The following is a 24,391-nucleotide window of genomic DNA, read 5'->3' as shown; positions in this document are numbered from 1 at the left end:
AATTATTAACCAATTGTTAATTAAAAGTTATAAAAATAACCCTTAATTAACAACAGGTTACAGCACTGAAACCATTCAGGTGCATTGAGAATACCACGTCAGGCGCATTGGTCATACCAAAATTGATATGCATCAAGTTTTGATGGCTTAAAAGTAGACAATTCTGGACAAAAAGAAAGCCCGGCGCGCTTTCGCGGCCGGGCCTGGCAGGACGTACGCAGTGGCTTAGCCCAGGGTTTTGAAGGCTTTGATCCGCTGCAAATGCGGGGAGATGTTCTTGAATTTGTGGGTCTGTTCTTCATCCCAGACAATTTCATAGTAATGATGCAGCAGCTCAGCCGCCCGGTGGCTGTTAAGGGCTTCATCATTACGCGACAAGATCACCAGACAACGGTCGCGGTTTTTCTCCCGAAAATTACTGACGCACTTGGTGGCAATATCGACATACTCTTCAGGGCGGTCAATTTTGCCTTCCATGTTCTCATTCGGGAAAAGATTAGGATTGAACACCACCTGGCGGATATCGCACAGGAATCCAATCCGCTCTGCCCAGTAGCCACCTAATCCCACGCCACAAATCAGCGGACGTTCATCGATGTTGAGCTGCAACATCTTGTCCACCTCTTTGAGCAGGTGCTGCATGTCATGCTTTGGATGGCGTGTGCTGTAACTGATCAGCCGGACATCCGGATCGATAAACTGCAGCTGCAGGACCTTCTCATGATTACCAGGACTGTTTGAGTCAAAACCGTGTAAATAGATGATCATTGTCTTCTCACCACGCTACGCCTTCCGGGAGGATTTACAGGCTGGCTTTATGTGCCTGCCAGCGTTCATTCAGGGCTTCAAGCTGCGCGTTGACCGTCTTCCAGCGCGCCGAGTCCATCAGCTCCTGACGGCTAAATGAACCTTTATGATACAATTGTGTAACACGCTGTGCATTGATCGGCGACAGGTTATCCAGCACGCTGACGGCACCTTTACGATTATTGCAGACGAGGATCATATCGCAACCTGCGTCCAGCGACGCCTGACCGCGCTCGGCGTAGCTGCCCATAATCGCCGCCCCTTCCATCGACAAATCGTCTGAGAAAATCACGCCATTAAACCCCAGCTCCTGACGCAAAACGGTTTTCAGCCAGTGCGCGGACCCGCTTGCAGGACGCGGGTCGACGTCGCTGTAAATCACGTGTGCTGGCATGATGGCGTCCAGCTTGTTATCGGTAATCAGGGAGCGGAACACCGACATATCTTTGGCACGAATGTCAGCTTCCGGACGCGGATCGCGCGGCGTCTCTTTGTGCGAGTCGGCGGTCACCGCACCGTGTCCCGGGAAATGTTTCCCGGTGGTTTTCATTCCCGCGTCGTGCATACCGTCAATGAAACAGCTCGCTATCGCCAGCGCAATACGCGGATCTTCATGGTATGAGCGTTCGCCAATGGCGGCGCTGATATGCCCCACGTCCAGAACCGGCGCAAAACTGATGTCGATATCCATGGCAATCATCTCGCTGGCCATCAGCCAGCCGGCCTCTTGCGCCAGTTTGCCACCCTCTTCCGTGCCCAGTAATGCCGCAAAAGATTGGGCGGCAGGCAGGCGAGTAAAGCCTTCGCGGAACCGCTGTACGCGTCCGCCTTCCTGATCGACGGCCACCACCAGATGATTGCGCGATGCAGCACGGATCTGGCGCACCAGTTCTCGCAGCTGCGCTGGATCGTGATAGTTGCGGGTGAACAGGATCAAGCCTCCCACCAGCGGGTGCGCCAGAATTTCACGCTCCTCCGCATCCAGCTCAAACCCTTCTACATCCAACATGACTGGACCCACACCAACCTCTCTTATCCTTTAGTTTGTAACTGACGCCAGGCATCATCTGCCAGCGCAATAAATTGTTTATCTCGGGATTGCTGAAAGCGCATTTCAAACCAGCCAGCCATCAGCATGACGACCCACGGTCGCCAGCGCCTCACCTGACGCCTCAGGGCGTCGGCATTCATGTGCGCTATCCGGGCGTAGTCGGTGATGAGCCGCTGCCGCGCAGCATCATCTTCCGACCAGACGGCCGCCAGCTCCAGCGCCACGTCTCCGTCACCGGCATACTCCCAGTCGATAAGCCTCGCACCGAGGGACGTATGAACAATATTTCCGGCATGAACATCCATATGCAGCGGCGAGAGCCGAAGCGGCTGCGGTTCGCCCGTTTTACGCAGCCGTTTTAGCTGTGCCAGCCAGAATGGGGTTCGCCTGTCGGCCGAAGCCTGCTGCCAGTATTGTTCAAGCAACGGCAGCAGCGTCACCCGCCACCCCAGGCGCGGTTGCCGGTGCAGATGACAGAGCATAGCCGCAAGCACTGCCGTTTCCGGTAGCGTGTTGCCGATCTCCCCTGCCAGATACTCCACGGCCATCCAGCCCTGGCGGTAAAAACGGGGCTTTGGCACCAGATCCGCCGGAAGGCGTTTCAGTGCCCGAAACTGACGGCGGAAATGGGATGAAGACGCTAAGGGATCGTGATTCTGCCGCAATACCAGACGTTGCTCGCCCTGCTCTATAATGCAACTCGCGCCGCCAAGCCCGGAAGGGGCCTGCGGCGCGATAAGGCGATACTGTGGAAAATAACGCGTCAGGATCTCTTCACGCGTACAGTCAGAGTTGCGTAACGGCACCTTTACCTGACCAGATAATCTCGCCTGTCTGAACCAGCATCAGCTGCATTTGCAGGGCTGGCGTATTCACGTTACCGGTGGCACTGGAGTAAAGCACATACTGCGCACCGACGTTACGGGCAATCCCAATCGCCTTGCTGCGTGAACCGAGGCTGTCCTGCGGTGACAGGCCCAACTGCTGCTTGGCTACCGCGAGCTGCTGTGCCGAGACCAGCGTAAACTTACCGTTATTGGCCAGGGCATTGCGCAGGGTTTCTGTCGCTTCGCCCGTGTTCAGCGAACCGTTGGTACGGTTATTCACGCTATCAACCAGCAATACGCTGCCCGCGGTCACACCCTGAGCCTGCAGCATTTTGCCGACCATCGGTTGCATCGCACCGTTCCAGTCGTAATGGCGAACGCGCGGCGCAGGCTGCGATGTCTGATCCGGATGTTCAATTGGACCAGGCTGCGACGGAATAGACGGCACAGTCGGTACGGTTGGCGGCGGCTGCGTTGGCTGTGTCGGCTGCTCGGTACCCGGTTTGGCCTCTTCCACAGGCGCAGGTTCTTCAGTTCGGGTCACACACCCTGCGAGGAACAGAGCGAAAGCAGTCACGAGCGCATAACGGCTCAAATTTTTAATCAAGGTTCACCCCTTACAAATAAAGATAAAGTCTCACCTTATGTGCACCCAGATAGTTGGCGCTGCCATAGAGCGTTACCGACGATCTTGCCGGAATAGTGACGCTGCGCGGCGCTTCCAGCGGATGCATTTCAAGACCTCGTACGTCATACCAGAAAAAACGGTAGTGCACCGTCACTGGTTCTTGTCTTTCATTAAAGAGCGTAGAGGAAGCAGAAGAGTTGATTTCACTGATCGACAACGCAGGTTGTTGCGCCGTGATGCCCGCAGCAAGTACGGAGGATTCCATCACCAGCGTCTGTTCATCGCTGACGGGGATCGCCGGACGCGTGCTGCACCCTACGATCAACATCGTCATTACCAGCGCTGCAATACGCCCTTTAAGCATGTCAAAGACCTTTATGTGCCAGCATCGGCCCCAGAGGACGTCCACCCAGCAGATGCATGTGAATATGATAAACTTCCTGACCACCGTGGCGATTACAGTTCATGATGAGACGGTAACCGTCTTCAGCAATCCCTTCCTGCTCAGCAATTTTTGCGGCCACTGTCAGCATACGACCTAACGCTACTTCATGCTCGGTTTTTACGTCGTTTATGGTCGGAATCAGAATATTAGGAATAATAAGGATATGTGTCGGAGCCTGAGGAGAAATGTCCCGGAAAGCCGTCACCAGCTCATCCTGATAAACGATATCCGAAGGGATTTCGCGGCGGATAATTTTACTAAAAATCGTTTCTTCAGCCATGACCTTTTCCTTTTTTGTTTAATCTGGCGTAGTGCGCCGCCATTAACACATTCTCAGTATTACTGTGTGACACAACACAAGAGTATGAGCGAGATTCTCCTGTCCTTTCAACCTTCTCCACCGATTTCTTTCCTGAATGTCCTCCAGCTGCCTGGAGAGTGAGCGCTGACGCGTCGCGATCGCCTGAAACATTATTTCAGTTCCTTTTGACACATCTGTTTACACCGTTAATCTCAATGCGTATATTTCGCATTTGCATTTTCATGCGCATTTTCAACATAGAAAACGACATTAGCCCGCACACGCGGGACTGATGCAGACCACCTTCACCATTCATTAAGGGTTTGATGATGTCTTTCATTACTCATACCAGGGATGGGCAACGCCAGCCTGTCGCAACACCTTCGTTGCTGACAGCCTGTATTGCTATGGCATTGATGCCAACCGTCAGTTTTGCCGCCTCCACGACCGAAGATACGGTAGTTGTGGAGGGTGGCTTTGATAACGCACAGGATCCCTCCAGCGGACAGGATCAGGACTACAGCGTAAAAACCACCACCACCGGGACCAAACTGTTACTTGTTCCCCGCGATATCCCCCAGTCCGTCAGCGTGATTAGCCAGCAGCGCATGGCAGATCAGAACCTGCAGTCAGTCGGCCAGGTGTTAACCAACACCACCGGCGTAACGGCCCAGGTACAGGACAGCGACCGCACCGTATTTTACTCGCGCGGATTTTTCGTCAGTAACTATGCGTTCGATGACCTGCCGACCTCCATCAGCGAAGTATGGAACTTCGGCGACACCGCCGCCGACACCGCCATTTATGACCGTATAGAGGTGGTTCGCGGCGCTACCGGGCTGATGTCCGGCACCGGTAACCCATCCGCCTACGTCAATATGGTGCGCAAGCACGCAGACAGTAACGTATTCAAAGGGAACGTCTCCGCCAGCTACGGCAGCTGGGACAAGCAGCGCTATGTGCTGGATTTACAGGCCCCGCTGGTAGAGTCTGGCAATGTGCGCGGTCGTCTGATCACCGGTTACCAGGACAACGACAGCGCTGTGGATAACTACCACTACCGTAAAAAATTCCTCTATGGCGTGGTGGATGCCGACGTCACCGACAGCACAACCCTCTCCGTAGGCTATGAATACCAGGAAAGTCACACCGCCGATCCCACCTGGGGCGGGCTGCCAACCTGGTATAGCGACGGAAGCAAAACCCATTACAACCGCAGCCAGACCGTTGCGCCTGACTGGGCTTACTCGGATAAAGACAACACCCGTATCTTTGCCAACCTGACCCAACGTTTTGACAACGGCTGGGAAGCGCACATCAACGGCATGCATGCGGAAACCCATTTCGACAGCAAACTGATGTATATATCAGGCTATCCGGATAAAGAGACCGGGGTGGGCATGGTCGGCTACGGCGGCTGGAACCGCGGTGAACGGAAGCAGGATGCCATCGACGCCTTCCTGCGTGGCGATTTCAGCCTTTTTGGTCGTCAGCATGAGATGATGTTTGGCGGGAGCTTCAGCCGCCAGCGTAACCATTACGATAACAGCATGCCGGATGCGTTATACGGTATGGTGGATGTGGGTAATTTTAAAAACTGGAATGGCAAAATCGCCGACCCGCAGTGGACACCGTGGAAGCTCTATAGCCAGGACGACATTCGCCAGTCATCGGCGTATACCTCGGCCCGATTCTCGCTGGCCGACCCGCTACACCTGATCCTTGGCGCGCGTTACACCAACTATAACATTCGCTACAACCCGGCAGGCTCCCCGGATACCCGTCTGGAAAGTTCCAAAGATGACGTAACGCCTTATGCAGGACTGGTTTATGACATCAATGAAGACTGGTCGACCTATGTCAGCTACACCTCTATTTTCCAGCCACAGGACAAGCGTGACGCGAGCGGCCGTTACCTCGACCCTACGACCGGGAAAAGCTACGAAGCGGGGGTGAAAGCGGACTGGTTCAACACCCGCCTGACCACCTCACTGGCCGTTTTCCGTATTGAACAGGATAACGTGGCGAGCAATACCTACACCTATATGCCGAGCGGCGAATCTATTTATGAATCACTGGATGGCGTAGTCAGCAAAGGGATTGAATTTGAGCTAAACGGTGCACTGACCGACAACTGGCAGTTAACCTTCGGGGCGACACGGTTTATTGCAGAAGATAAGCGCGGGAATGCCATCAGTTCCGATCAGCCACGCACGACCATGAAGCTGTTTACCCGTTATCAATTGCCTATGCTGCCGGAACTGGCGGTGGGCGGCGGGGTGAACTGGCAGAATAAAGTGTGGACGGATGTGGAGGGTGGCCCGGCAGGCCAGTCCCGTGCAGAACAGGGCAGCTATGCGCTGGTGAATCTCTTCAGCCGTTATCAGGTCACCAGGGATCTGGCCTTGCAGGCCAACGTTAACAACCTGTTTGATAAAAAATACTACGACTACGTCGGGTCATACGTTGTCTATGGCGCGCCGCTGAACGTCTCCGTCAGCGCGAATTACTCTTTTTAAGTTTCTACCCATAAAAAAGGCAGCCATTCGGCTGCCTTAGTCTCCCCAGGTCACAGCTTAGCTGTTGCGGATGTACTCATCCATTTCGGTTTTCAGGTTATCGGATTTAGTCCCGAAGATTGCCTGAACGCCCGAACCAGCAACAACAACCCCTGCTGCACCCAGTTTTTTCAGACCCGGCTGGTCTACTTTCGCGACGTCGGCAACGCTAACACGCAGACGAGTAATGCACGCGTCCAGGTTAGTGATGTTCTCTTTCCCGCCGAATGCGGCAACCAGAGCCGGAGCCATTTCGCTTGTCGCGGTGGCTTTGCTGTCTTCTGACGCATCTTCACGACCTGGTGTTTTCAGATCCAGTGCTTTGATCAGCACGCGGAAGATGGTGTAGTAAACAACGGCATAGCACGCACCAACGATTGGGAACAGCCACAGTTTGCTGCTGTTACCGGACAGAACGATGAAGTCGATCAGGCCGTGAGAGAAGGACGTACCGTCACGCATACCCAGCAGGATACAGATTGGGAACGCCAGACCCGCCAGAACCGCGTGAATGATGTACAGGATCGGCGCAACGAACATGAAGGAGAACTCGATCGGCTCGGTGATACCGGTCAGGAACGAGGTCAACGCTGCGGAGATCATGATACCGCCCACTTTTGCACGGTTCTCTGGTTTAGCAGAGTGCCAGATAGCAATTGCCGCTGCCGGCAGACCGTACATTTTGAACAGGAAGCCACCAGACAGTTTACCTGCAGTTGGGTCACCCGCCATGTAACGTGGGATATCACCGTGGAATACCTGACCTGCTGCGTTGGTGAATTCACCAATCTGCATCTGGAATGGAACGTTCCAGATGTGGTGCAGACCAAATGGTACCAGGCAACGCTCGATGAAGCCGTAGATACCAAACGCCACAACCGGGTTCTGATAAGCAGCCCACTGAGAGAAGGTCTGGATCGCGGAACCGATTGGTGGCCAGATGAAGGACAGGATCACGCCAGTGAAAATCGCTGCCAGGCCAGAAATAATCGGAACAAAACGCTTGCCCGCGAAGAAGCCCAGATACTCAGGCAGCTTGATGCGATAGAAGCGGTTGAACATGTACGCTGCAATCGCACCGGAGATGATACCGCCCAGAACACCGGTGTCTGCCAGGTGTTTCGCAGCGATCTCTTCTGCCGGTAAATGCAGAACCAGTGGCGCAACCACTGCCATGGTTTTCACCATGATGCCGTAGGCAACAACTGCAGCCAGCGCAGAAACGCCGTCGTTATTGGTGAAGCCCAGCGCCACACCGATAGCGAAGATCAGAGGCATGTTAGCAAAGACGGAACCGCCTGCTTCGGCCATCACGTGGGAAACTACGGCTGGCAGCCAGCTGAAGTTAGCAGAACCGACACCCAGCAGGATACCTGCGATAGGCAGTACGGATACTGGCAGCATCAGCGATTTACCGACCTTTTGCAGGTTAGCAAATGCATTCTTAAACATAATTGAGAGTGCTCCTGAGTATTTGTGCTTTTTTTACGCTTTCACGCATTGGCCCGGGGGGAGTACCGTGCCGTGGACAGGACATCTAAGCGCCCTTTATTTATTACACAGAGTAAAATAATTCCCTCTGAGTTTGTTTGACGGCTATCACGTTTCAGCTTAAGACGGTCGAAAAACTTTCAGTTATTTACAAAAAGCATTTCTGGATGTGTCTAAATACACCTTCACCGCCCCAAATGAGGCGGTGAACTTTACTCGTTTTATGTATTAATTACGAGCCTAAAAAAAACAGGCGTATCAAACAGATTGCAGGCGGGCGGGGTCGATATGGAACAGCGTAGAGAAGTTGTCCGTCGTGACGCGGGCCAGCTCTTCAATGCTGACGCCTTTAAGCACGGCCATGTACTCGGCTACGTCTCTCGTCATGGCTGGCTGATTTTCTTTACCGCGATGCGGCACCGGTGCCAGATACGGAGAGTCTGTTTCCACGAGGATGCGATCGAGCGGAACATAGCGTGCAGCCTCGCGGAGTTGCTCAGCGTTACGGAACGTCACGATCCCCGAAAACGAGATATAAAACCCTAAATCAAGCAGTTTACCCGCTGTTTCTCTGTCTTCTGTGAAACAGTGTAGTACGCCACCGCAATCCGTCACCTTTTCTTCCTTCAGGATCGCCAGCGTATCGGCGCGCGCATCACGGGTATGGACAATCACCGGCTTGTTAAGCTCGCGACCAATGCGAATATGATGGCGGAAGGACGCTTGCTGGCGCGGTTTCGTTTCCGGCGTGTAGTAGTAATCCAGCCCGGTTTCCCCCATCGCCACGACGCCCTCTTCTGCGGCCAGCCGGCGCAGTTCCTCAACGTCGTACTCTTCATCCTGATTGAGCGGATGCACGCCACAGGAGAAAACAACGTTCTCGCGCTCGCCCACCAGCTCACGCATGCCGCGATACCCCGGTAACGTTGTCGCCACGGCAAGGCAAAACTTCACATCACGAGCAGCGGCTTTGGCCAGCACGTCGTCCACGTTTTTATGCAGGGATTGATAATCCAGGCCATCAAGATGGCAGTGTGAGTCGACTAAAAACATAATGTCTCTCTCAGAGATGGGAAACAGGCGGTGTCACGCCTGGTTGCAGGTAATGTTCGATACGCAGCAACTGGTCGGTCAGTAAAAGCTCGCGATTAAGACCGGTCACTGTTAAAAGCTGTTCACGACTCTGACAGATATCGTGAAGGATAGCGTGTAATGATGCGCCTGACAGGCTGTTCGCCAGCGTGTTAACCAGCGGCCAGACGTCCGGGTTGGTCAGTAGCGTTGCCCCTTGCTGGAGTTTGAGCGCATCCAGAAGTAAGGAAGCCAGCCAGTGCAGACGTTCCGCGGCCTGCTCGCCGTTAAGCACAGGCAATAAACTTAGCCAGTCGCGGCTGGTGATGGAAGACTCAACGGCCCGGCAGAGCGCGTCTCGCTGTGACCAGACCTCTGGCTGCAGTAATGCCAGCGCCGCCGCGGGCGCACCGCTGCTCAGGCGCAACGCAGAGAGCGCCCCTTCCTGTGACGTTGTCACTTCTCGTTCAAGCCAGCTCAGCGCCCATGATTCCTGAGGCACCGCGAGGTGATGAAGACGGCAACGGCTGCGCAGCGTTGCCAGCAAACGCCCCGGGTCACGACAGGAGAGAAGGAACCACGTTTTCTCCGGCGGTTCTTCCAGCGTTTTAAGCAGCGCATTCGCCGCCGCCTCGGTAAGCTGTGCTGCGTCTTTGAGCCAGACGACTTTTGCGCCGCTGAGCCGCGCATGTTCGTACAATTTTTCACTGACTTCACGCACGGCATCAATACCGAGCGCGCTTTTGCCCTTCTCGGGCTCGAGCGTGTAATAGTCAGGGTGCGTGCCAGCCTGCATTAACTGGCAGCCACGGCATTTACCACAGCTTTTATGGCCTTCCGGCTGCTGACACATCAGGAAGCGGGTGATGGCGTAAATCAATGCATCATCCCCCATTCCCGGCAGTGCCTGAATCAGTAACGCATGATGCCCCCGACCAGCCTGATAGCTTTCGATCAGGTTTTCAAAATGCGGGCGCAACCATGGGTACCATTTCATGCCTGTTGCTCCTGTAGCCACTGCGTAACCGTCTTCTGAATTGCGCGGGTGACCTCTTCCAGGGATTGCGTCGCATCAATGGTGCGAATACTGCCATCCTGATCCGCCAGTTCCAGATAGCGCGCGCGGGTACGGTTAAAGAAATCAAGGGACTCCTGCTCAATGCGGTCCAGCTCACCGCGAGCACGGGCGCGCTTGAGACCCACTTCCGGCGTCACATCCAGATAGAGCGTCAGGTCAGGGCGAAAATCACCCAGCACCGCATCGCGCAGCGTGGCCAGCATCGTCTGGTCAATACCACGTCCACCGCCCTGATAAGCCTGGGTCGACAGATCGTGACGATCGCCAATTACCCACTTGCCATTAGCCAGGGCCGGTTTAATGACCGTCTCCACCAGCTGCACGCGCGCCGCGTAGAACATCAATACTTCGGCTTTATCTGTGATGACCTCGTCACCTACGGATTTGATATCCAGCACCAGGCTTCGCAGCTTTTCGGCCAGTTGCGTACCGCCGGGCTCGCGGGTAAATACCATGTCCGCAACGCCAAGCGATTTGAGCGTATCCACCACCACGTTGCGGGCCGTGGTTTTACCCGCCCCTTCGAGTCCCTCAATGACAATGTATTTACTGCGCATTTTTTTCCTTAAGTGCCTTCAGATAGTCCTGAACGGAGCGATTATGGCTGGCAAGGTTGGTGTTAAAGGTATGCCCCCCTTTTCCATCAGCCACAAAATAGAGATACGGTGTTTTAGCAGGATGCGCAGCCGCACGCAGGGAAGCCTCGCTCGGCGTGGCAATCGGTCCCGGCGGCAGACCGCTAATCACGTAGGTATTATACGCCGTTGGCGTCTCCAGATCTTTTCTTGAAATCTTACCGGTATAACTCTCGCCCATTCCGTAGATGACGGTGGGGTCCGTTTGCAGACGCATGCCGATACGCAGGCGGTTAATGAAGACCGATGCCACCTGATCGCGTTCGGCGGCGACGGCCGTCTCTTTCTCAATAATTGAGGCCATCGTGACAAACTGGTTTTGATCTTTGTATGGCAGACCGTCCATGCGCCCTTCCCAGGCGGAATCGACGGCTGCAACCATCTTTTTATGCGCCCGCTTGAGGATAGCCACATCGGTCGTGCCTGCGGTGTACATCCATGTGTCTGGCCAGAACCAGCCTTCCACCCACTCAGGGTGTTCAAATTTCAGTACTTCGGCCACCGTCTGATAGCGGTCATCTTTCAGGGTATGCTTAATGTACGGAGCATCGCGCAGCTGCTCGAGATAATCGCTCAGGCGCATCCCCTCAACAAAACGCAGCGGGAACTGCGCTTCTTTACCGCTTTCCAGCAGCTGAAGCATCCCTTTGACGGTCATCCCCGGCGTAAAGCGATAGGTACCGGCTTTGAAATGAGACAGTTCAGGCTCGATACGTAACAGCCACTGAAACACGCGCGGACGGTTAATGATCTTGTCGCCATAAAGCTGTTCGCCAAGCGCCAGGCGGCCCGTCCCCGCTTTCAGGGTAAAAATCGTCTCGTCTTTAATCAGGATCTTACTGTTCGCCAGCTGACGAACTTTCCACACTCCCGCTCCGCCGGCAACACCCAGCGCAACGATAAGGAGGAGGACAAAGCGCAACATTTTCTTCATGACTATCGGGTTTGCTCACATATCGGGGCTAAAAACTGAAACAGCTCGCGCGAGGACAAGCTGTATTGACCATACGCGCGGACGGGTACAACCGGCATCAGCGCATTACAGATGATAATTTCATCAGCCTGGTGCAGCGCCTCTTCTCTCGCGCTCACTTCGACAACGCGAAAGCCAGAGTGTGCCAGCTGCTGCAAACAAAACTGACGCATAATCCCGTTGACGCCGGCCTGCTCGAGCGACGGCGTATAAACATCGCTCCCCTGCCGCCAGAGTAAATTAGCCGCACAGCATTCCGTAATAAACCCTTCGCTGTCAAGAACCAGCGCCTCATCAGCGTCCGTCTGTTCAAGATGAGTGCGAATCAGTACCTGTTCAAGGCGGTTGAGGTGTTTTATACCAGCAAGCATGGGGTTTCGCCCCAGACGTACCGGGCTGAGCGTCAGCGTAACGCCCTCTTCACGCCAGCGCGGATAATGAGCAGGACAGGCAGACACCGAAAGGATCCGCGTTGGGTGCTGGCAAGCTGAACCGCTGTATCCCCGGCCACCGCTGCCGCGGCTGATAATCACCTTCAGAACACCGCTTTGCTTCCCGGCCGCCAGATGGCACATCTCCTGACGCAATGTGTCCCAGTGCGTGAAGGGGATCATCAAGGCTTCACAACCCTGCTGAAGACGACGAAGGTGCGCCTCGAGCAGGCAGACATTGCCGTCAAGAATGCGCGCTGTCGTAAAGCAGCCATCACCAAACTGAGTTGCCCTGTCACCAGCAGGCAGCGTGTTTTGCTCAAGGCCATTGATTAAAAACATGGTGGCTCCTTATGCGTGGGCATTTAGTCTGGCAGGATGCCATGCAGCCGACAAGAAGATTAGGCTTAATAAAAAAGGCCCGACAAGCGGACCTTTTTTAATCGCCATGATGCAGTCAGGCTCAGATCTTTTTGAAGATCAGTGAACCGTTAGTACCACCAAAGCCGAAGGAGTTACACAGGGTGTACTCCATACCACTTACCTGACGCGCTTCGTGAGGAACGAAGTCCAGGTCACAACCTTCATCCGGATTATCCAGGTTGATGGTTGGCGGAACAGCCTGATCGCGCAGCGCAAGAATAGAGTAGATAGACTCTACTGCACCCGCCGCACCCAACAGGTGACCGGTCATGGATTTCGTGGAGCTCACCAGCACGCGGCTGGCGTATTCGCCGAAGATAGACTTAACAGCCTGAGCTTCTGCTTTATCGCCTGCAGGCGTAGAAGTACCGTGCGCGTTAACGTAACCGATGTGCTCCGGGGTAAGACCCGCGTCGCGAATCGCGTTGGCCATTGCCTGCGCGGCGCCCGCACCATTTTCTGGTGGTGACGTCATGTGGTATGCATCGCTGCTCATCCCGAAGCCGACAACTTCAGCATAAATCTTCGCGCCACGTTTTTTAGCATGTTCGTACTCTTCAAGTACGATCATACCCGCACCGTCACCCAGCACGAAACCGTCACGGTCTTTGTCCCACGGACGGCTTGCCGCCTGCGGGTTATCGTTGCGGGTAGACAGCGCACGCGCTGCACCAAAGCCACCCACTCCCAGCGGAGTACTGGCTTTTTCCGCACCGCCCGCAACCATAGCATCTGCATCGCCGTACGCAATCATGCGCGCGGCCTGGCCGATGTTATGCACGCCAGAGGTACATGCGGTAGCGATAGAAATGCTTGGCCCACGCAGGCCGAACATGATGGTCAGATGACCTGCCACCATATTAACAATCGTGGACGGAACGAAGAACGGGCTGATTTTACGCGGGCCGCCATTCATCAGAGATGTATGGTTTTCCTCGATCAGACCCAGACCGCCAATCCCGGAACCGATAGCGGCACCGATACGGGTTGCGTTCTCTTCCGTAATTTCAAGGCCAGAATCCTGCATGGCCTGAACGCCAGCGACAATTCCATATTGAATGAAGGCATCCATCTTGCGCTGTTCTTTGCGCGAGATGATCTCTTCACAGTTAAAATCCTTTACTAAGCCAGCAAATTTCGTTGCATAGGCGCTAGTATCGAAATGGTCGATTAGGCTGATGCCGCTCTGACCGGCAAGGAGAGCTTTCCAGGTGGACTCTACGGTATTGCCGACAGGAGACAACATGCCAAGTCCGGTCACAACTACACGACGCTTAGACACGTTTGTCCTCCAGGGAGGGATAAAAAAGAGATTCGTGGGACAAAAAAGATAAAACTCAGGCGGTCGAATGACCGCCTGGAGATGTTCACTTACGCCTGGTGACCGTTGATGTAATCAATGGCAGCCTGAACGGTGGTGATCTTCTCAGCTTCTTCGTCCGGAATCTCAGTATCAAACTCTTCTTCCAGAGCCATTACCAGCTCAACGGTGTCAAGAGAATCTGCGCCTAGGTCTTCAACGAAGGAAGCGGAGTTCACAACTTCTTCCTGCTTAACGCCCAGCTGTTCGCCGATAATTTTCTTAACGCGTTCTTCGATAGTGCTCATACTCTTAAATTTCCTATCAAAACTCGCTTTCGCGATGGTTTTCGTAGTGTATAAAATGTTGAAAAATTTGCAACTAAATCCCGGCAGTTCTTACCACGATTTTACGTTATTTTGAGGCCATTCGCCCTAATAACGCAAATATTTTTCATCGTGATTAAACCATGTACATCCCGCCGTTGACGTGGAGGGTCTCACCAGTGATGTAACCCGCTTCGTCAGAGGCTAAAAATGCAACCGCGCTGGCAATTTCTTTAGGGTCGCCTAAGCGGCCCGCTGGAACAGCTGCCAGCGTACCCGCACGCTGCTCATCAGTTAGCGCACGCGTCATGTCCGTTTCAATAAAGCCCGGAGCAACAACGTTTACAGTAATACCGCGGGACGCAACTTCACGTGCCAGCGACTTACTGAAACCGATCAGACCTGCTTTCGCCGCAGCGTAGTTAGCCTGACCAGCATTTCCCATGGTACCAACCACAGAACCGACAGTGATAATACGACCATGACGCTTTTTCATCATAGCGCGCATTACCGCTTTTGACAGACGGAATACAGATGACAGGTTGGTTTCGATGATATCGTTCCACTCGTCGTCTTTCATTCGCATTAACAGGTTATCACGAGTGATCCCGGCATTATTTACCAGAATATCCACTTCGCCAAATTCTGCGCGAATATTTTCCAGAACAGATTCGATAGATGCAGGTTCGGTCACATTCAGAACCAAACCTTTACCGTTCGCACCCAGATACTCGCTGATGGCCTTAGCGCCATTCTCGCTGGTTGCTGTACCAATCACTTTCGCGCCGCGCGCAACCAGTGTTTCAGCAATTGCACGCCCGATACCGCGGCTTGCGCCAGTGACCAGGGCAATTTTTCCTTCAAAACTCATGGTATTCCTCTTTTATTGCGAGAGTGCCGCTGACATCGCGTCCGGCTCGTTAATTGCCGAAGCAGTCAGGGTGTCAACAATACGTTTTGTCAGACCGGTGAGGACTTTACCTGGGCCGACTTCATACAGATGCTCAACGCCCTGAGAAGCCATAAACTCAACGGTTTTGGTCCACTGTACCGGGCTGTAGAGCTGGCGAACCAGCGCATCACGGATAGCGTCCGGCGAGGTTTCGCATTGCACATCGACGTTGTTCACAACGGAAATTGTCGGTGTGTTAAAAGTAATTTTTTCAAGCTCAACGGCCAGTTTATCGGCAGCAGGTTTCATCAGTGCGCAGTGGGACGGTACGCTGACGGGCAGCGGCAGAGCGCGTTTCGCGCCTGCAGCTTTACAGGCTGCACCAGCACGTTCAACCGCGTCTTTATGACCGGCGATAACCACCTGGCCTGGCGAGTTGAAGTTAACGGGAGACACCACCTGACCTTCAGCGGATTCTTCACACGCTTTTGCAATCGCAGCATCATCGAGGCCGATGATAGCAGACATGCCACCGGTGCCTTCAGGTACTGCTTCCTGCATGAACTTACCGCGCAGTTCAACCAGACGCACCGCGTCAGCAAACGCGATAACACCGGCACACACCAGCGCAGAGTATTCACCCAGGCTATGGCCCGCGAGCAGCGCTGGCGCTTTACCGCCCTGCTGCTGCCAGACACGCCACAGCGCAACGGACGCCGTCAACAGCGCCGGCTGAGTCTGCCAGGTTTTGTTCAGCTCTTCGGCTGGTCCCTGTTGGGTCAGCGCCCACAAATCATAACCCAGCCCAGCGGAAGCTTCACGGAAAGTCTCTTCGATAACCGGATACTTTGCTGCCATTTCAGACAACATCCCAACGGCCTGAGAACCCTGGCCCGGGAACACAAAAGCAAATTGCGTCATTATTTAATCCTTATACTAGAAACGAACCAGCGCGGAACCCCAGGTGAACCCGCCACCAAAGGCTTCAAGCAAGACCAACTGGCCCCGTTTGATTCGTCCGTCACGTACCGCTTCATCAAATGCGCACGGTACTGACGCCGCAGAGGTATTGCCGTGACGATCCAGCGTCACCACAACATTATCCATCGACATGCCCAGCTTTTTAGCGGTCGCGCTGATGATGCGCAGGTTCGCCTGATGCGGCACCAGCCAGTCGAGTGCGGAGCGGTCAAGGTTATTCGCTTCCAGCGTTTCATCGACAATGTGCGCAAGCTCAGTCACCGCCACCTTGAACACCTCATTACCGGCCATCGTCAGGTAAATAGCGTTATCCGGATTAACGCGATCGGCGTTAGGCAGGGTCAGTAATTCGCCGTAGCTGCCATCGGCATGCAGATGCGTAGAGATGATGCCCGGCTCTTCGGACTGACCGAGCAGTACCGCGCCCGCACCATCACCAAAAATAATGATCGTCCCACGATCGGTTGGATCGCAGGTACGTGCCAGCACGTCAGCACCGATGACCAGCGCATATTTCACGGCACCGGATTTAACATACTGATCGGCAACGCTCAGCGCATAGGTGAACCCTGCGCACGCTGCGGCAACGTCAAATGCCGGGCAGCCTTTAATGCCGAGCATGTTTTGCACCTGGCACGCTGCGCTTGGGAAGGCATGCGTGGCAGAGGTCGTGGCAACCACGATCAAGCCAATCTGATCTTTATCAATGCCCGCCATTTCGATAGCACGCTGCGCGGCTTCGTAACCCATGGTCGAAACGGTTTCGTCTGGCGCGGCAATACGACGTTCACGGATACCTGTGCGCGTGACAATCCACTCGTCAGACGTATCTACCATTTTTTCAAGATCGGCGTTGGTACGCACGTTTTTTGGCAGGTAGCTGCCGGTACCTAAAATCTTCGTATACATGTACGCTCAGTCACTTTTAGCTAATACAGATTCCAGGCGAGCGGCAATCCGCTGAGGGACTTGTCGCTGCACCGCCTGCACTGCCTGTTCAATGGCGACAGTAAATGCTCGCTGATTGGCGGCACCATGACTCTTAATCACGATGCCGCGCAATCCTAACAGACAGGCGCCATTATACTGGTCGGGGTTGAGGTGACTGAATCGCCGCGTCAGGCTTTTTTGTAACCAACGCTTTAATAAAATCAACCACCAGGCGCTTTTTTTGCCTTCTCCCTGCGATTTAAGCAGTGAGAGAAACATTCGCACGACCCCTTCCATGGTCTTCAACGTTACGTTCCCGGTGAAGCCATCACACACCAGAACATCCGTTTTCCCCGTCAGCAACTCATTGGCTTCGAGATAACCAATATAGTTGATGGAGGGAACCTGTTTGAGCAATTCGGCAGCTTCGCGAATACTGTCCAGGCCTTTGGTCTCTTCTTCACCGATGTTCAATAACGCAACACGGGGATTGTTTATCCCGACCACTTCTTCTGCCAGCACCGACCCCATCACGGCAAACTGAGCCAGCATTGTACTATCACAATCGACGTTAGCACCCAAATCGAGCACCACGGTCTTGCCCTTCTGCTGATGCGGTAATACCGTCACCAGCGCCGGACGCTCAATACCTTCAATAGGTTTGAGCAACAATTTCGACAGCCCCATCAGCGCGCCGGTATTTCCCGCACTGACGCAAGCCTCCGCGCGTCCTTCCTTCACCAGCTCCAGCGCCATTCGCATAGAACTGCCCCGGCTATTGCGAATCGCCTGCGATGGACGTGCATCACTGGCAATAACTGACTGCGCAGGAATAATCTGCAGACGCGAACGTTGTTCGAAGTCAGCTTTTGCAAGTAATGGCGTGATTGTGTCGGGATTGCCGACTAAAAGAAGTGTGAGTTGCGAATTAGAATTCAGTGCCTGCAAAGCTGCAGGCACTGTCACGGAAGGGCCAAAATCCCCTCCCATGACATCTAACGCCAGGGTTAGACGTGTCAAGGTATCGTCACAGCCTGGTTCGGTAAATTCCCCGTTTGCACGGGGAAATCCTCACTAAGCCTAATCACGCTGACGCGTGATTACTTAGTGATAACCTTGCGGCCGCGGTAGAAACCGTCAGCGGTGATGTGGTGACGCAGGTGTTTCTCACCAGAAGTCTTGTCTACAGACAGGCTGGTAACTGCAGTCAGCGCGTCATGGGAACGACGCATGCCACGTTTGGAACGGGTTGGTTTATTCTGTTGTACGGCCATGGACCTTACTCCTCAATTACTTACGCTTTAAGCTGGCTAATACGGCAAATGGGTTTGGTTTTTGCGCTTCATCAGGCAGTTCCCCAAAGACCATGTCCGCCTCGGACACTTCACAGTGTTCAGATTCATGCACCGGAACGACTGGCAAGGAGAGGATGATTTCATCTTCAACCAGAGCCAGAAGATCGATTTCACCGAATTCATTAACTTCAATCGGTTCATACGCTTCCGGGAGTGCTTCAGCCTGTTCGTCAGAACGGACCGGACTGAAACAATACGTTGTGTGAACATGCTGTACAAACGGTTTCCCGCAACGCTGACATTCGAGGGTTACCGTCACCTTTGCATCGCCGGTTAAAACGGCGAGACGCTGGTTATCGATAGCGAACGACATGGAGCATTCTACATCACTGTCCACACTGACTACGGATTCGGCGACACGCTCAGCCTGATCGGAAGTATAAATACCTTCGTAATCGAGGCGTTTTTGAGCCGTGCGAACCGGATCAAGAGTCAGGGGTAATTTTACCTTTTGCATAGGGCGCGCATATTAACTTTGTAACGTCATATAGTCAAAGAAAAAGGCAACCACAGCTGCCTTTTGCCAATTATTCGCACACATTGCGGCCTGTAGTTTAAAATGGCTGGCATCGATACGCTATATCTGGTGATAAAAATATGCCAAATCTCGTTCTTGCCTCCACCTCACCCTACCGCCGAATGTTGCTGGAAAAGCTCGGGATCCCGTTTGAATGCGCGGCGCCGGAAGTTGACGAGACGCCGCAGCCGGGCGAATCACCGCGTCACCTGGTCACCCGTCTTGCGAAGGAGAAAGCGCAATCACTTGCCGCACGCTACCCTTCGCATTTGATTATAGGCTCCGATCAGGTTTGTGTGCTGGACGGTGTTATCACCGGAAAGCCGCACACTGAAGCGAATGCCTGTCAGCAGCTTATGCAAGCGCGGGGCAATATCGTCACCTTTTATACGGGTCTGGCACTCTACAACTCCGCCTCGGGTCACCTGCAAACCGAATGCGAACCTTTCGACGTCCATTTTCGCCATCTTAGTGAGCAGGAAATCGCCGACTATGTGCGTCGGGAGCGACCGCTCAATTGCGCCGGAAGCTTCAAAAGTGAAGGTCTGGGGATTGCCCTGTTCGACAAGCTGGACGGACGTGACCCAAACACGCTGGTTGGGTTGCCGTTGATAGCATTGTGCCAGATGCTCAGACGCGAGGAGTGTAATCCGCTGAAGATGTGAGTATTACGATTGATGCATCACTCACCGGCCTGAGAGACCTCAGGTCGGTAAGTGCCAGCCAAATCAGCCGCGCAGCACCTTCAGGCAGCGTTTTAACTGCTCATCAAGGGGGGCTTCAATGCGAATTGTTTCGCCGGTATTCGGGTGAGTGAACGTCAGTGCCGCCGCATGCAGGAACAGGCGTGACAACCCGGTGCCCGCCAGTTGCTTATCAAACTCCCTGTCGCCATAGCGGTCATCAAATGCGATCGGATGACCGGCATACTGCGTATGTACGCGGATCTGGTGGGTACGGCCGGTTACCGGGCTGCAGCGCACCAGCGTGGCGAACGCATAGCGCTCTTCCACTTTGAAACGCGTCTCAGACGGCTTCCCTTCCTGATTCACACGTACAATGCGCTCACCGCTTTGCAAAATATTCTTCAGCAAAGGTGCCTGCACTGCCTTAACGTGGGACTGCCAGTGGCCGCGAACCAGCGCCAGATAATCCTTCTGCATCCCTTTTTCACGCAGCTGCTCATGCAGGGAACGCAGGGCAGAACGTTTTTTTGCGACCAGCAACACGCCGGAGGTATCGCGATCGAGACGGTGAACCAGTTCAAGGAAACGGGCTTCAGGGCGCAGCGCACGCAGGCCTTCAATCACGCCAAAGCTGAGACCACTCCCGCCATGGACAGCGGTACCTGACGGTTTATTCAGCACCAGGATATAATCATCCTCATAAAGGATAACGTCACTCAGGGCGGCCACTTTCTGCAACCTGGGTGAAACGACCTCTTCTTCGCGTTCCGCAACACGGACCGGTGGGATACGCACTTCATCACCGGCTTCGAGTTTGTACTCAGGCTTTACGCGTTTTTTGTTAACCCGCACTTCACCCTTGCGCAGGATGCGGTAAATCATGCTCTTTGGCACGCCTTTGAGTTGGGTGCGCAAAAAGTTATCGATACGTTGCCCCGCGTCGTCTTCCGCGATGGCAACCATTTTTACGGCTGGAGTCTCTGTTTTCATGGTTGGCGATTCTAAATATCGTCAGCCATTAGCGCCACTCATTTTTCTATGCTTATATTTACTTTTATCCGGCCTGTCCCCTGTTTCACGCAATCGATTTGGTGGTTATTAAACCAATCACCACCTTGAAGTGAAGAAACTGTGAGTAACCGGGTGATAATTGGTAAAAGTCATCTTGCTATAACCCGGCGAGCAGTGGAATAATGAACTCGTTTTCCGTGTTAAATCCTGGTTAAGTAAGGATCTCGACGGAATGACCAATTTTGTCTGACCGATCATCCACGCAGCAATGGCGTAAGACGTATTGATCTTTCAGGCAGTTAGCGGGCTGCGGGTTGCAGTACTTCCCGGTATAAGGATTGTTCTCTGGAGAGTTCTACCCAGGCAATTCCCCTGATAATTGCGCTGTGTTTCCGTATGAAATACAGGCAACCGACACTCTGCGCCTCTTAAGCGAGCGACAACCGTGAGGTTGGCGACGTGAATAGACACGAGGCCATCGGTTCATACCCCGGAAAGCGTCACCTTGCCCGCAGCTTTGTCGTCAATGTAAGAATAACGAGTAAGTTACGATGAAAAGAATGTTAATCAACGCAACTCAGCAAGAAGAGTTGCGTGTCGCCCTTGTGGATGGGCAGCGCCTGTACGATCTGGATATCGAAAGTCCTGGACACGAACAGAAAAAAGCGAACATTTACAAAGGTAAAATCACCCGCATTGAACCAAGCCTTGAAGCTGCATTTGTCGATTACGGTGCTGAGCGTCACGGTTTCCTCCCTCTGAAAGAAATCGCCCGCGAATATTTCCCTGCAAACTATAACTCCCATGGCCGCCCAAACATCAAAGATGTGCTGCGTGAAGGTCAGGAAGTCATTGTTCAGATTGATAAAGAAGAGCGTGGCAACAAAGGTGCCGCACTGACCACCTTTATCAGTCTTGCGGGAAGTTACCTGGTCCTGATGCCAAACAACCCGCGTGCCGGTGGTATCTCTCGCCGCATCGAAGGTGATGACCGTACCGAGCTGAAAGAAGCGCTGGCAAGTCTTGAACTGCCTGACGGCATGGGGCTTATCGTGCGTACCGCAGGCGTCGGCAAATCTGCCGAAGCGCTGCAGTGGGACTTAAGCTTCCGTCTGAAGCACTGGGAAGCAATCCAGAAAGCGGCAGAAAGCCGCGCAGCGCCGTTCCTGATTCACCAGGAAAGCAACGTGATTGTGCGTGCCTTCCGTGACTACCTGCGTCAGGACATCGGTGAGATTCTGATCGATAACCCGAAAGTGCTTGAGCTGGCGCGCCAGCACATCGCTGCGCTGGGTCGTCCTGATTTCACCAGCAAAATCAAACTGTACACCGGTGAAATCCCGCTGTTCAGCCATTATCAGATCGAATCGCAGATTGAATCCGCTTTCCAGCGTGAAGTGCGTCTGCCATCCGGTGGTTCTATCGTTATTGATACGACCGAAGCGCTGACCGCCATCGACATCAACTCCGCACGTGCTACGCGCGGCGGTGATATCGAAGAGACCGCCTTCAACACCAACCTTGAAGCCGCTGATGAAATCGCCCGCCAGCTCCGCCTGCGTGACCTGGGTGGTCTGATTGTTATCGACTTTATCGACATGACCCCTGTTCGCCACCAGCGTGCGGTTGAAAACCGTCTGCGCGAAGCGGTACGTCAGGATCGTGCTCGTATCCAGATTAGCCATATCTCACGCTTCGGCTTGCTGGAGATGTCCCGTCAGCGTCTGAGCCCTTCACTCGGTGAATCCAGCCATCACGTCTGTCCGCGCTGCTCCGGTACCGGTACGGTTCGTGATAACGAATCTCTGTCCCTCTCTATTCTGCGTCTGATTGAAGAAGAAGCGCTGAAAGAGAACACCAAAGAGGTTCATGCCATTGTTCCTGTGCCAATTGCGTCCTACCTGCTGAACGAAAAACGTGCGGCCGTCAGCGCAATTGAATCACGCCAGGGCGATGTTCGCTGCATCATCGTGCCTAACGATCAGATGGAAACTCCGCACTACCACGTGCTGCGTGTCCGTAAGGGTGAAGAGACCAGCACGCTCAGCTATCTGCTGCCTAAGCTGCATGAAGAAGAGATGGCGCTGCCTTCCGATGAAGAACCTGCCGAGCGCAAACTGCCAGAGCAGCCAGCCTTAGCGACCTTCATCATGCCTGAAGCTCCGCCAGAAACGGCGCTGGAAAAACCTGTGACCAAACCGGTTGCGCAAAAACCAGAAGCCGTTGCGGTCAAAGCCCAGCCAGAACAACCGGGTCTGCTGAGCCGCCTCTTCGGTGCGCTGAAGAAGATGTTTGCAGGCGAAGAAGTCCAGCAGCCTGAGCAACCGAAAGAAGCACCGAAAGAAGCGAAACCTGAACGTCAGCAGGACCGTCGTAAACGTCAGAACAACCGCCGTGACCGTAACGATCGTAATGACCGTAACGAACGCCGTGACAACCGTTCGGACAATAATGAGGGTCGTGAGCAACGCGAAGACAACCGTCGCAACCGTCGCGAGAAGCAACCGCAGAATGTTGAAGATCGTGAAATTCGCCAGCAGGCGGGCGATGAGTCTGAGAAGAGCAAACAGCGCGACGAGCAGCAGCCACGCCGTGAGCGTAGCCGTCGTCGTAACGACGAGAAGCGCCAGGCGCAGCAGGAAGTCAAAAACCTGAACCGCGAAGAGCCTGTTGAACAGCAGGAAAGCGAGCAGGAAGAACGTACTCAGGTTATGCCGCGTCGTAAGCAGCGCCAGCTGTCACAGAAAGTGCGTGTAGGTGCCCTGCCGGTGGAAGAGACCGTCATCGTCCCTGCAGAAGCAAGTGACACTGCACCGGGCACCCAACTGGCGAAAGTGGATCTGCCAGCCGTCGTCGAAAACAACGCTGAGCAAGACGATAACGGTGAAGGCCGTGATAACGCGGGTATGCCACGTCGTTCACGCCGTTCTCCGCGTCACCTGCGCGTCAGCGGTCAACGTCGTCGTCGTTATCGCGATGAGCGTTACCCGACACAGTCGCCAATGCCATTAACCGTGGCGTGCGCGTCTCCTGAAATGGCATCCGGTAAAGTCTGGATCCGCTACCCGGTTGCTCGTCAGGAGCAGGTTGTGGAAGAACAGGCTGTCACCGAAGAGGTGATTGCCCCGGTAGCCGCAACTGAAGAAGCGGTAAATGAAGCCGCTATCGTGGTTGAGCCACAGGCCGTTGAGTCAGAAGCGCCTCATGCAGTAGAGGTTGAAACCACGCACCCAGAAGTGATTGCCGCGCCGGTTGACGCCGCACCGCAGCTTATTGCTGAAGAAGACACCGTGGTCGCTGAAGACGTTGTTGCTGAGGTTCAGCCAGCAGCAGCGGTAGAAGAGACCCCGGACGTGGTTGTCGAAACCGTGACTGAAGACGTGGTTCAGGACGTTGAAATTGACGTCGAACCAGTGCGTGAAGCCGCGAAAGCAGAAGAGCCAGAAGTGAAAGCCGAGCCGGTAATCACAGCGCCGGCCCCTGCTCACGTTGCGACAGCCCCGATGACTCGCGCACCAGCGCCGGAATATGTGCCGGAAGCGCCGCGTCACAGTGACTGGGTCCGCCCTGCGTTCAACTTTGACGGTAAAGGCTCTGCCGGTGGCCACAGTGCAACGCATCAGGCGACGGCACCGGCTACCCGTCCGCAGTCTGCTGAGTAACGACACATAGCG

24 protein-coding genes are annotated in these 24,391 nt (G+C 54.2%); 3 read left to right on the top strand and 21 right to left on the bottom strand.

All coding sequences use genetic code 11. From position 1 onward, the window contains the following. Positions 1-225: 225 nt before the first annotated feature. Genes ycfP through hinT form a run of 6 tightly spaced genes read right to left on the bottom strand, consistent with a single transcriptional unit; the run spans position 226 to position 4,038 of the window. Positions 226-768: an alpha/beta hydrolase YcfP gene (ycfP, locus tag L462_RS18935; RefSeq protein WP_032677889.1), complete on the bottom strand. Its 543-nt coding sequence runs from the start codon at positions 766-768 to the stop codon at positions 226-228. Positions 769-802: 34 nt separating this feature from the next. Beyond that, positions 803-1,828 carry a beta-N-acetylhexosaminidase gene (gene nagZ / locus L462_RS18940; RefSeq protein ID WP_020884661.1) on the bottom strand — a complete coding sequence of 342 codons (1,026 nt, stop codon included), beginning with the start codon at positions 1,826-1,828 and terminating at the stop codon, positions 803-805. 11 nt (positions 1,829-1,839) lie between these two features. Further along, on the bottom strand, positions 1,840-2,664 hold the full coding sequence (thiK, locus tag L462_RS18945) for a thiamine kinase (RefSeq protein ID WP_032677888.1): 825 nt from the start codon (positions 2,662-2,664) through the stop codon (positions 1,840-1,842). After that, a complete protein-coding gene (gene lpoB / locus L462_RS18950) occupies positions 2,645-3,292 on the bottom strand; it encodes a penicillin-binding protein activator LpoB (RefSeq protein ID WP_032677887.1) in 648 nt (215 codons plus the stop codon). The genes thiK and lpoB overlap by 20 nt, the downstream gene beginning before the upstream one ends. Positions 3,293-3,302: 10 nt before the next feature. Next, entirely contained in the window at positions 3,303-3,677 is a 375-nt protein-coding gene (locus L462_RS18955; RefSeq protein ID WP_014169585.1) for a YcfL family putative periplasmic lipoprotein, read from the bottom strand. Between the two features lies 1 nt (position 3,678). Next, on the bottom strand, positions 3,679-4,038 hold the full coding sequence (gene hinT / locus L462_RS18960) for a purine nucleoside phosphoramidase (protein ID WP_032677886.1): 360 nt from the start codon (positions 4,036-4,038) through the stop codon (positions 3,679-3,681). A 350-nt stretch (positions 4,039-4,388) separates the two neighbouring features. Between hinT and fhuE the strand changes: the two genes are divergently transcribed. Then, a complete protein-coding gene (gene fhuE, locus L462_RS18965; protein WP_032677885.1) occupies positions 4,389-6,578 on the top strand; it encodes a ferric-rhodotorulic acid/ferric-coprogen receptor FhuE in 2,190 nt (729 codons plus the stop codon). 57 nt (positions 6,579-6,635) lie between these two features. Here fhuE and ptsG read toward each other — a convergent pair whose 3' ends face one another. From ptsG to yceD, 14 genes are all read right to left on the bottom strand, one after another. Continuing rightward, entirely contained in the window at positions 6,636-8,069 is a 1,434-nt protein-coding gene (ptsG, locus tag L462_RS18970) for a PTS glucose transporter subunit IIBC (RefSeq protein WP_014169582.1), read from the bottom strand. A 297-nt stretch (positions 8,070-8,366) separates the two neighbouring features. Further along, positions 8,367-9,161 (bottom strand): metal-dependent hydrolase, encoded by a 795-nt coding sequence (locus tag L462_RS18975; protein WP_032677884.1) that lies wholly within the window; start codon positions 9,159-9,161, stop codon positions 8,367-8,369. 10 nt (positions 9,162-9,171) lie between these two features. Continuing rightward, positions 9,172-10,176 carry a DNA polymerase III subunit delta' gene (holB, locus tag L462_RS18980; RefSeq protein WP_032677883.1) on the bottom strand — a complete coding sequence of 335 codons (1,005 nt, stop codon included), beginning with the start codon at positions 10,174-10,176 and terminating at the stop codon, positions 9,172-9,174. After that, the gene (gene tmk / locus L462_RS18985) at positions 10,173-10,814 is read right to left on the bottom strand and encodes a dTMP kinase (RefSeq protein WP_014169579.1); all 642 of its coding nucleotides are present in this window, start codon (positions 10,812-10,814) and stop codon (positions 10,173-10,175) included. Before tmk ends, holB begins: the two co-directional genes overlap by 4 nt. Further along, entirely contained in the window at positions 10,804-11,826 is a 1,023-nt protein-coding gene (yceG, locus tag L462_RS18990; protein ID WP_032677882.1) for a cell division protein YceG, read from the bottom strand. Before yceG ends, tmk begins: the two co-directional genes overlap by 11 nt. Before the next feature lie 2 nt (positions 11,827-11,828). Beyond that, a complete protein-coding gene (gene pabC, locus L462_RS18995; RefSeq protein WP_032677881.1) occupies positions 11,829-12,638 on the bottom strand; it encodes an aminodeoxychorismate lyase in 810 nt (269 codons plus the stop codon). A gap of 121 nt (positions 12,639-12,759) precedes the next feature. Further along, complete coding sequence (gene fabF, locus L462_RS19000) at positions 12,760-14,001, bottom strand: beta-ketoacyl-ACP synthase II (protein WP_014169576.1); 1,242 nt, start codon at positions 13,999-14,001, stop codon at positions 12,760-12,762. A gap of 89 nt (positions 14,002-14,090) precedes the next feature. Then, a complete protein-coding gene (acpP, locus tag L462_RS19005; RefSeq protein WP_003857954.1) occupies positions 14,091-14,327 on the bottom strand; it encodes an acyl carrier protein in 237 nt (78 codons plus the stop codon). 154 nt (positions 14,328-14,481) lie between these two features. Then, complete coding sequence (gene fabG / locus L462_RS19010; protein WP_014169575.1) at positions 14,482-15,216, bottom strand: 3-oxoacyl-ACP reductase FabG; 735 nt, start codon at positions 15,214-15,216, stop codon at positions 14,482-14,484. Between the two features lie 12 nt (positions 15,217-15,228). Beyond that, positions 15,229-16,158 (bottom strand): ACP S-malonyltransferase, encoded by a 930-nt coding sequence (gene fabD, locus L462_RS19015; RefSeq protein WP_032677880.1) that lies wholly within the window; start codon positions 16,156-16,158, stop codon positions 15,229-15,231. Positions 16,159-16,173: 15 nt separating this feature from the next. Next, positions 16,174-17,127, bottom strand: a complete 954-nt coding sequence (locus tag L462_RS19020) for a beta-ketoacyl-ACP synthase III (RefSeq protein ID WP_032677879.1) — start codon at positions 17,125-17,127, stop codon at positions 16,174-16,176. Between the two features lie 6 nt (positions 17,128-17,133). Next, positions 17,134-18,168, bottom strand: a complete 1,035-nt coding sequence (gene plsX, locus L462_RS19025; RefSeq protein ID WP_014169571.1) for a phosphate acyltransferase PlsX — start codon at positions 18,166-18,168, stop codon at positions 17,134-17,136. A gap of 80 nt (positions 18,169-18,248) precedes the next feature. Next, a complete protein-coding gene (gene rpmF / locus L462_RS19030) occupies positions 18,249-18,422 on the bottom strand; it encodes a 50S ribosomal protein L32 (RefSeq protein WP_003857964.1) in 174 nt (57 codons plus the stop codon). 16 nt (positions 18,423-18,438) lie between these two features. Then, positions 18,439-18,960: a 23S rRNA accumulation protein YceD gene (yceD, locus tag L462_RS19035; protein WP_014169570.1), complete on the bottom strand. Its 522-nt coding sequence runs from the start codon at positions 18,958-18,960 to the stop codon at positions 18,439-18,441. A 140-nt stretch (positions 18,961-19,100) separates the two neighbouring features. On the opposite strand from yceD, the gene L462_RS19040 reads away from it, so the two are divergent. Next, positions 19,101-19,685, top strand: coding sequence for a Maf family protein (locus L462_RS19040; protein WP_032677877.1), 585 nt, complete (start codon positions 19,101-19,103; stop codon positions 19,683-19,685). Between the two features lie 63 nt (positions 19,686-19,748). Here the strand turns inward: L462_RS19040 and rluC are convergent, their stop codons facing one another. Then, complete coding sequence (gene rluC / locus L462_RS19045) at positions 19,749-20,696, bottom strand: 23S rRNA pseudouridine(955/2504/2580) synthase RluC (protein ID WP_032677875.1); 948 nt, start codon at positions 20,694-20,696, stop codon at positions 19,749-19,751. A 572-nt stretch (positions 20,697-21,268) separates the two neighbouring features. Between rluC and rne the strand changes: the two genes are divergently transcribed. Continuing rightward, positions 21,269-24,379, top strand: coding sequence for a ribonuclease E (gene rne / locus L462_RS19050; protein WP_032677874.1), 3,111 nt, complete (start codon positions 21,269-21,271; stop codon positions 24,377-24,379). Positions 24,380-24,391 lie beyond the last annotated feature (12 nt).

Source organism: Enterobacter sp. BIDMC 26, from assembly GCF_000534435.1.
Lineage (GTDB): Bacteria > Pseudomonadota > Gammaproteobacteria > Enterobacterales > Enterobacteriaceae > Enterobacter > Enterobacter ludwigii.
The sequence above is the reverse complement of the archived record's forward strand: the minus strand, read 5'-3'. Positions and strand labels throughout refer to the sequence as shown.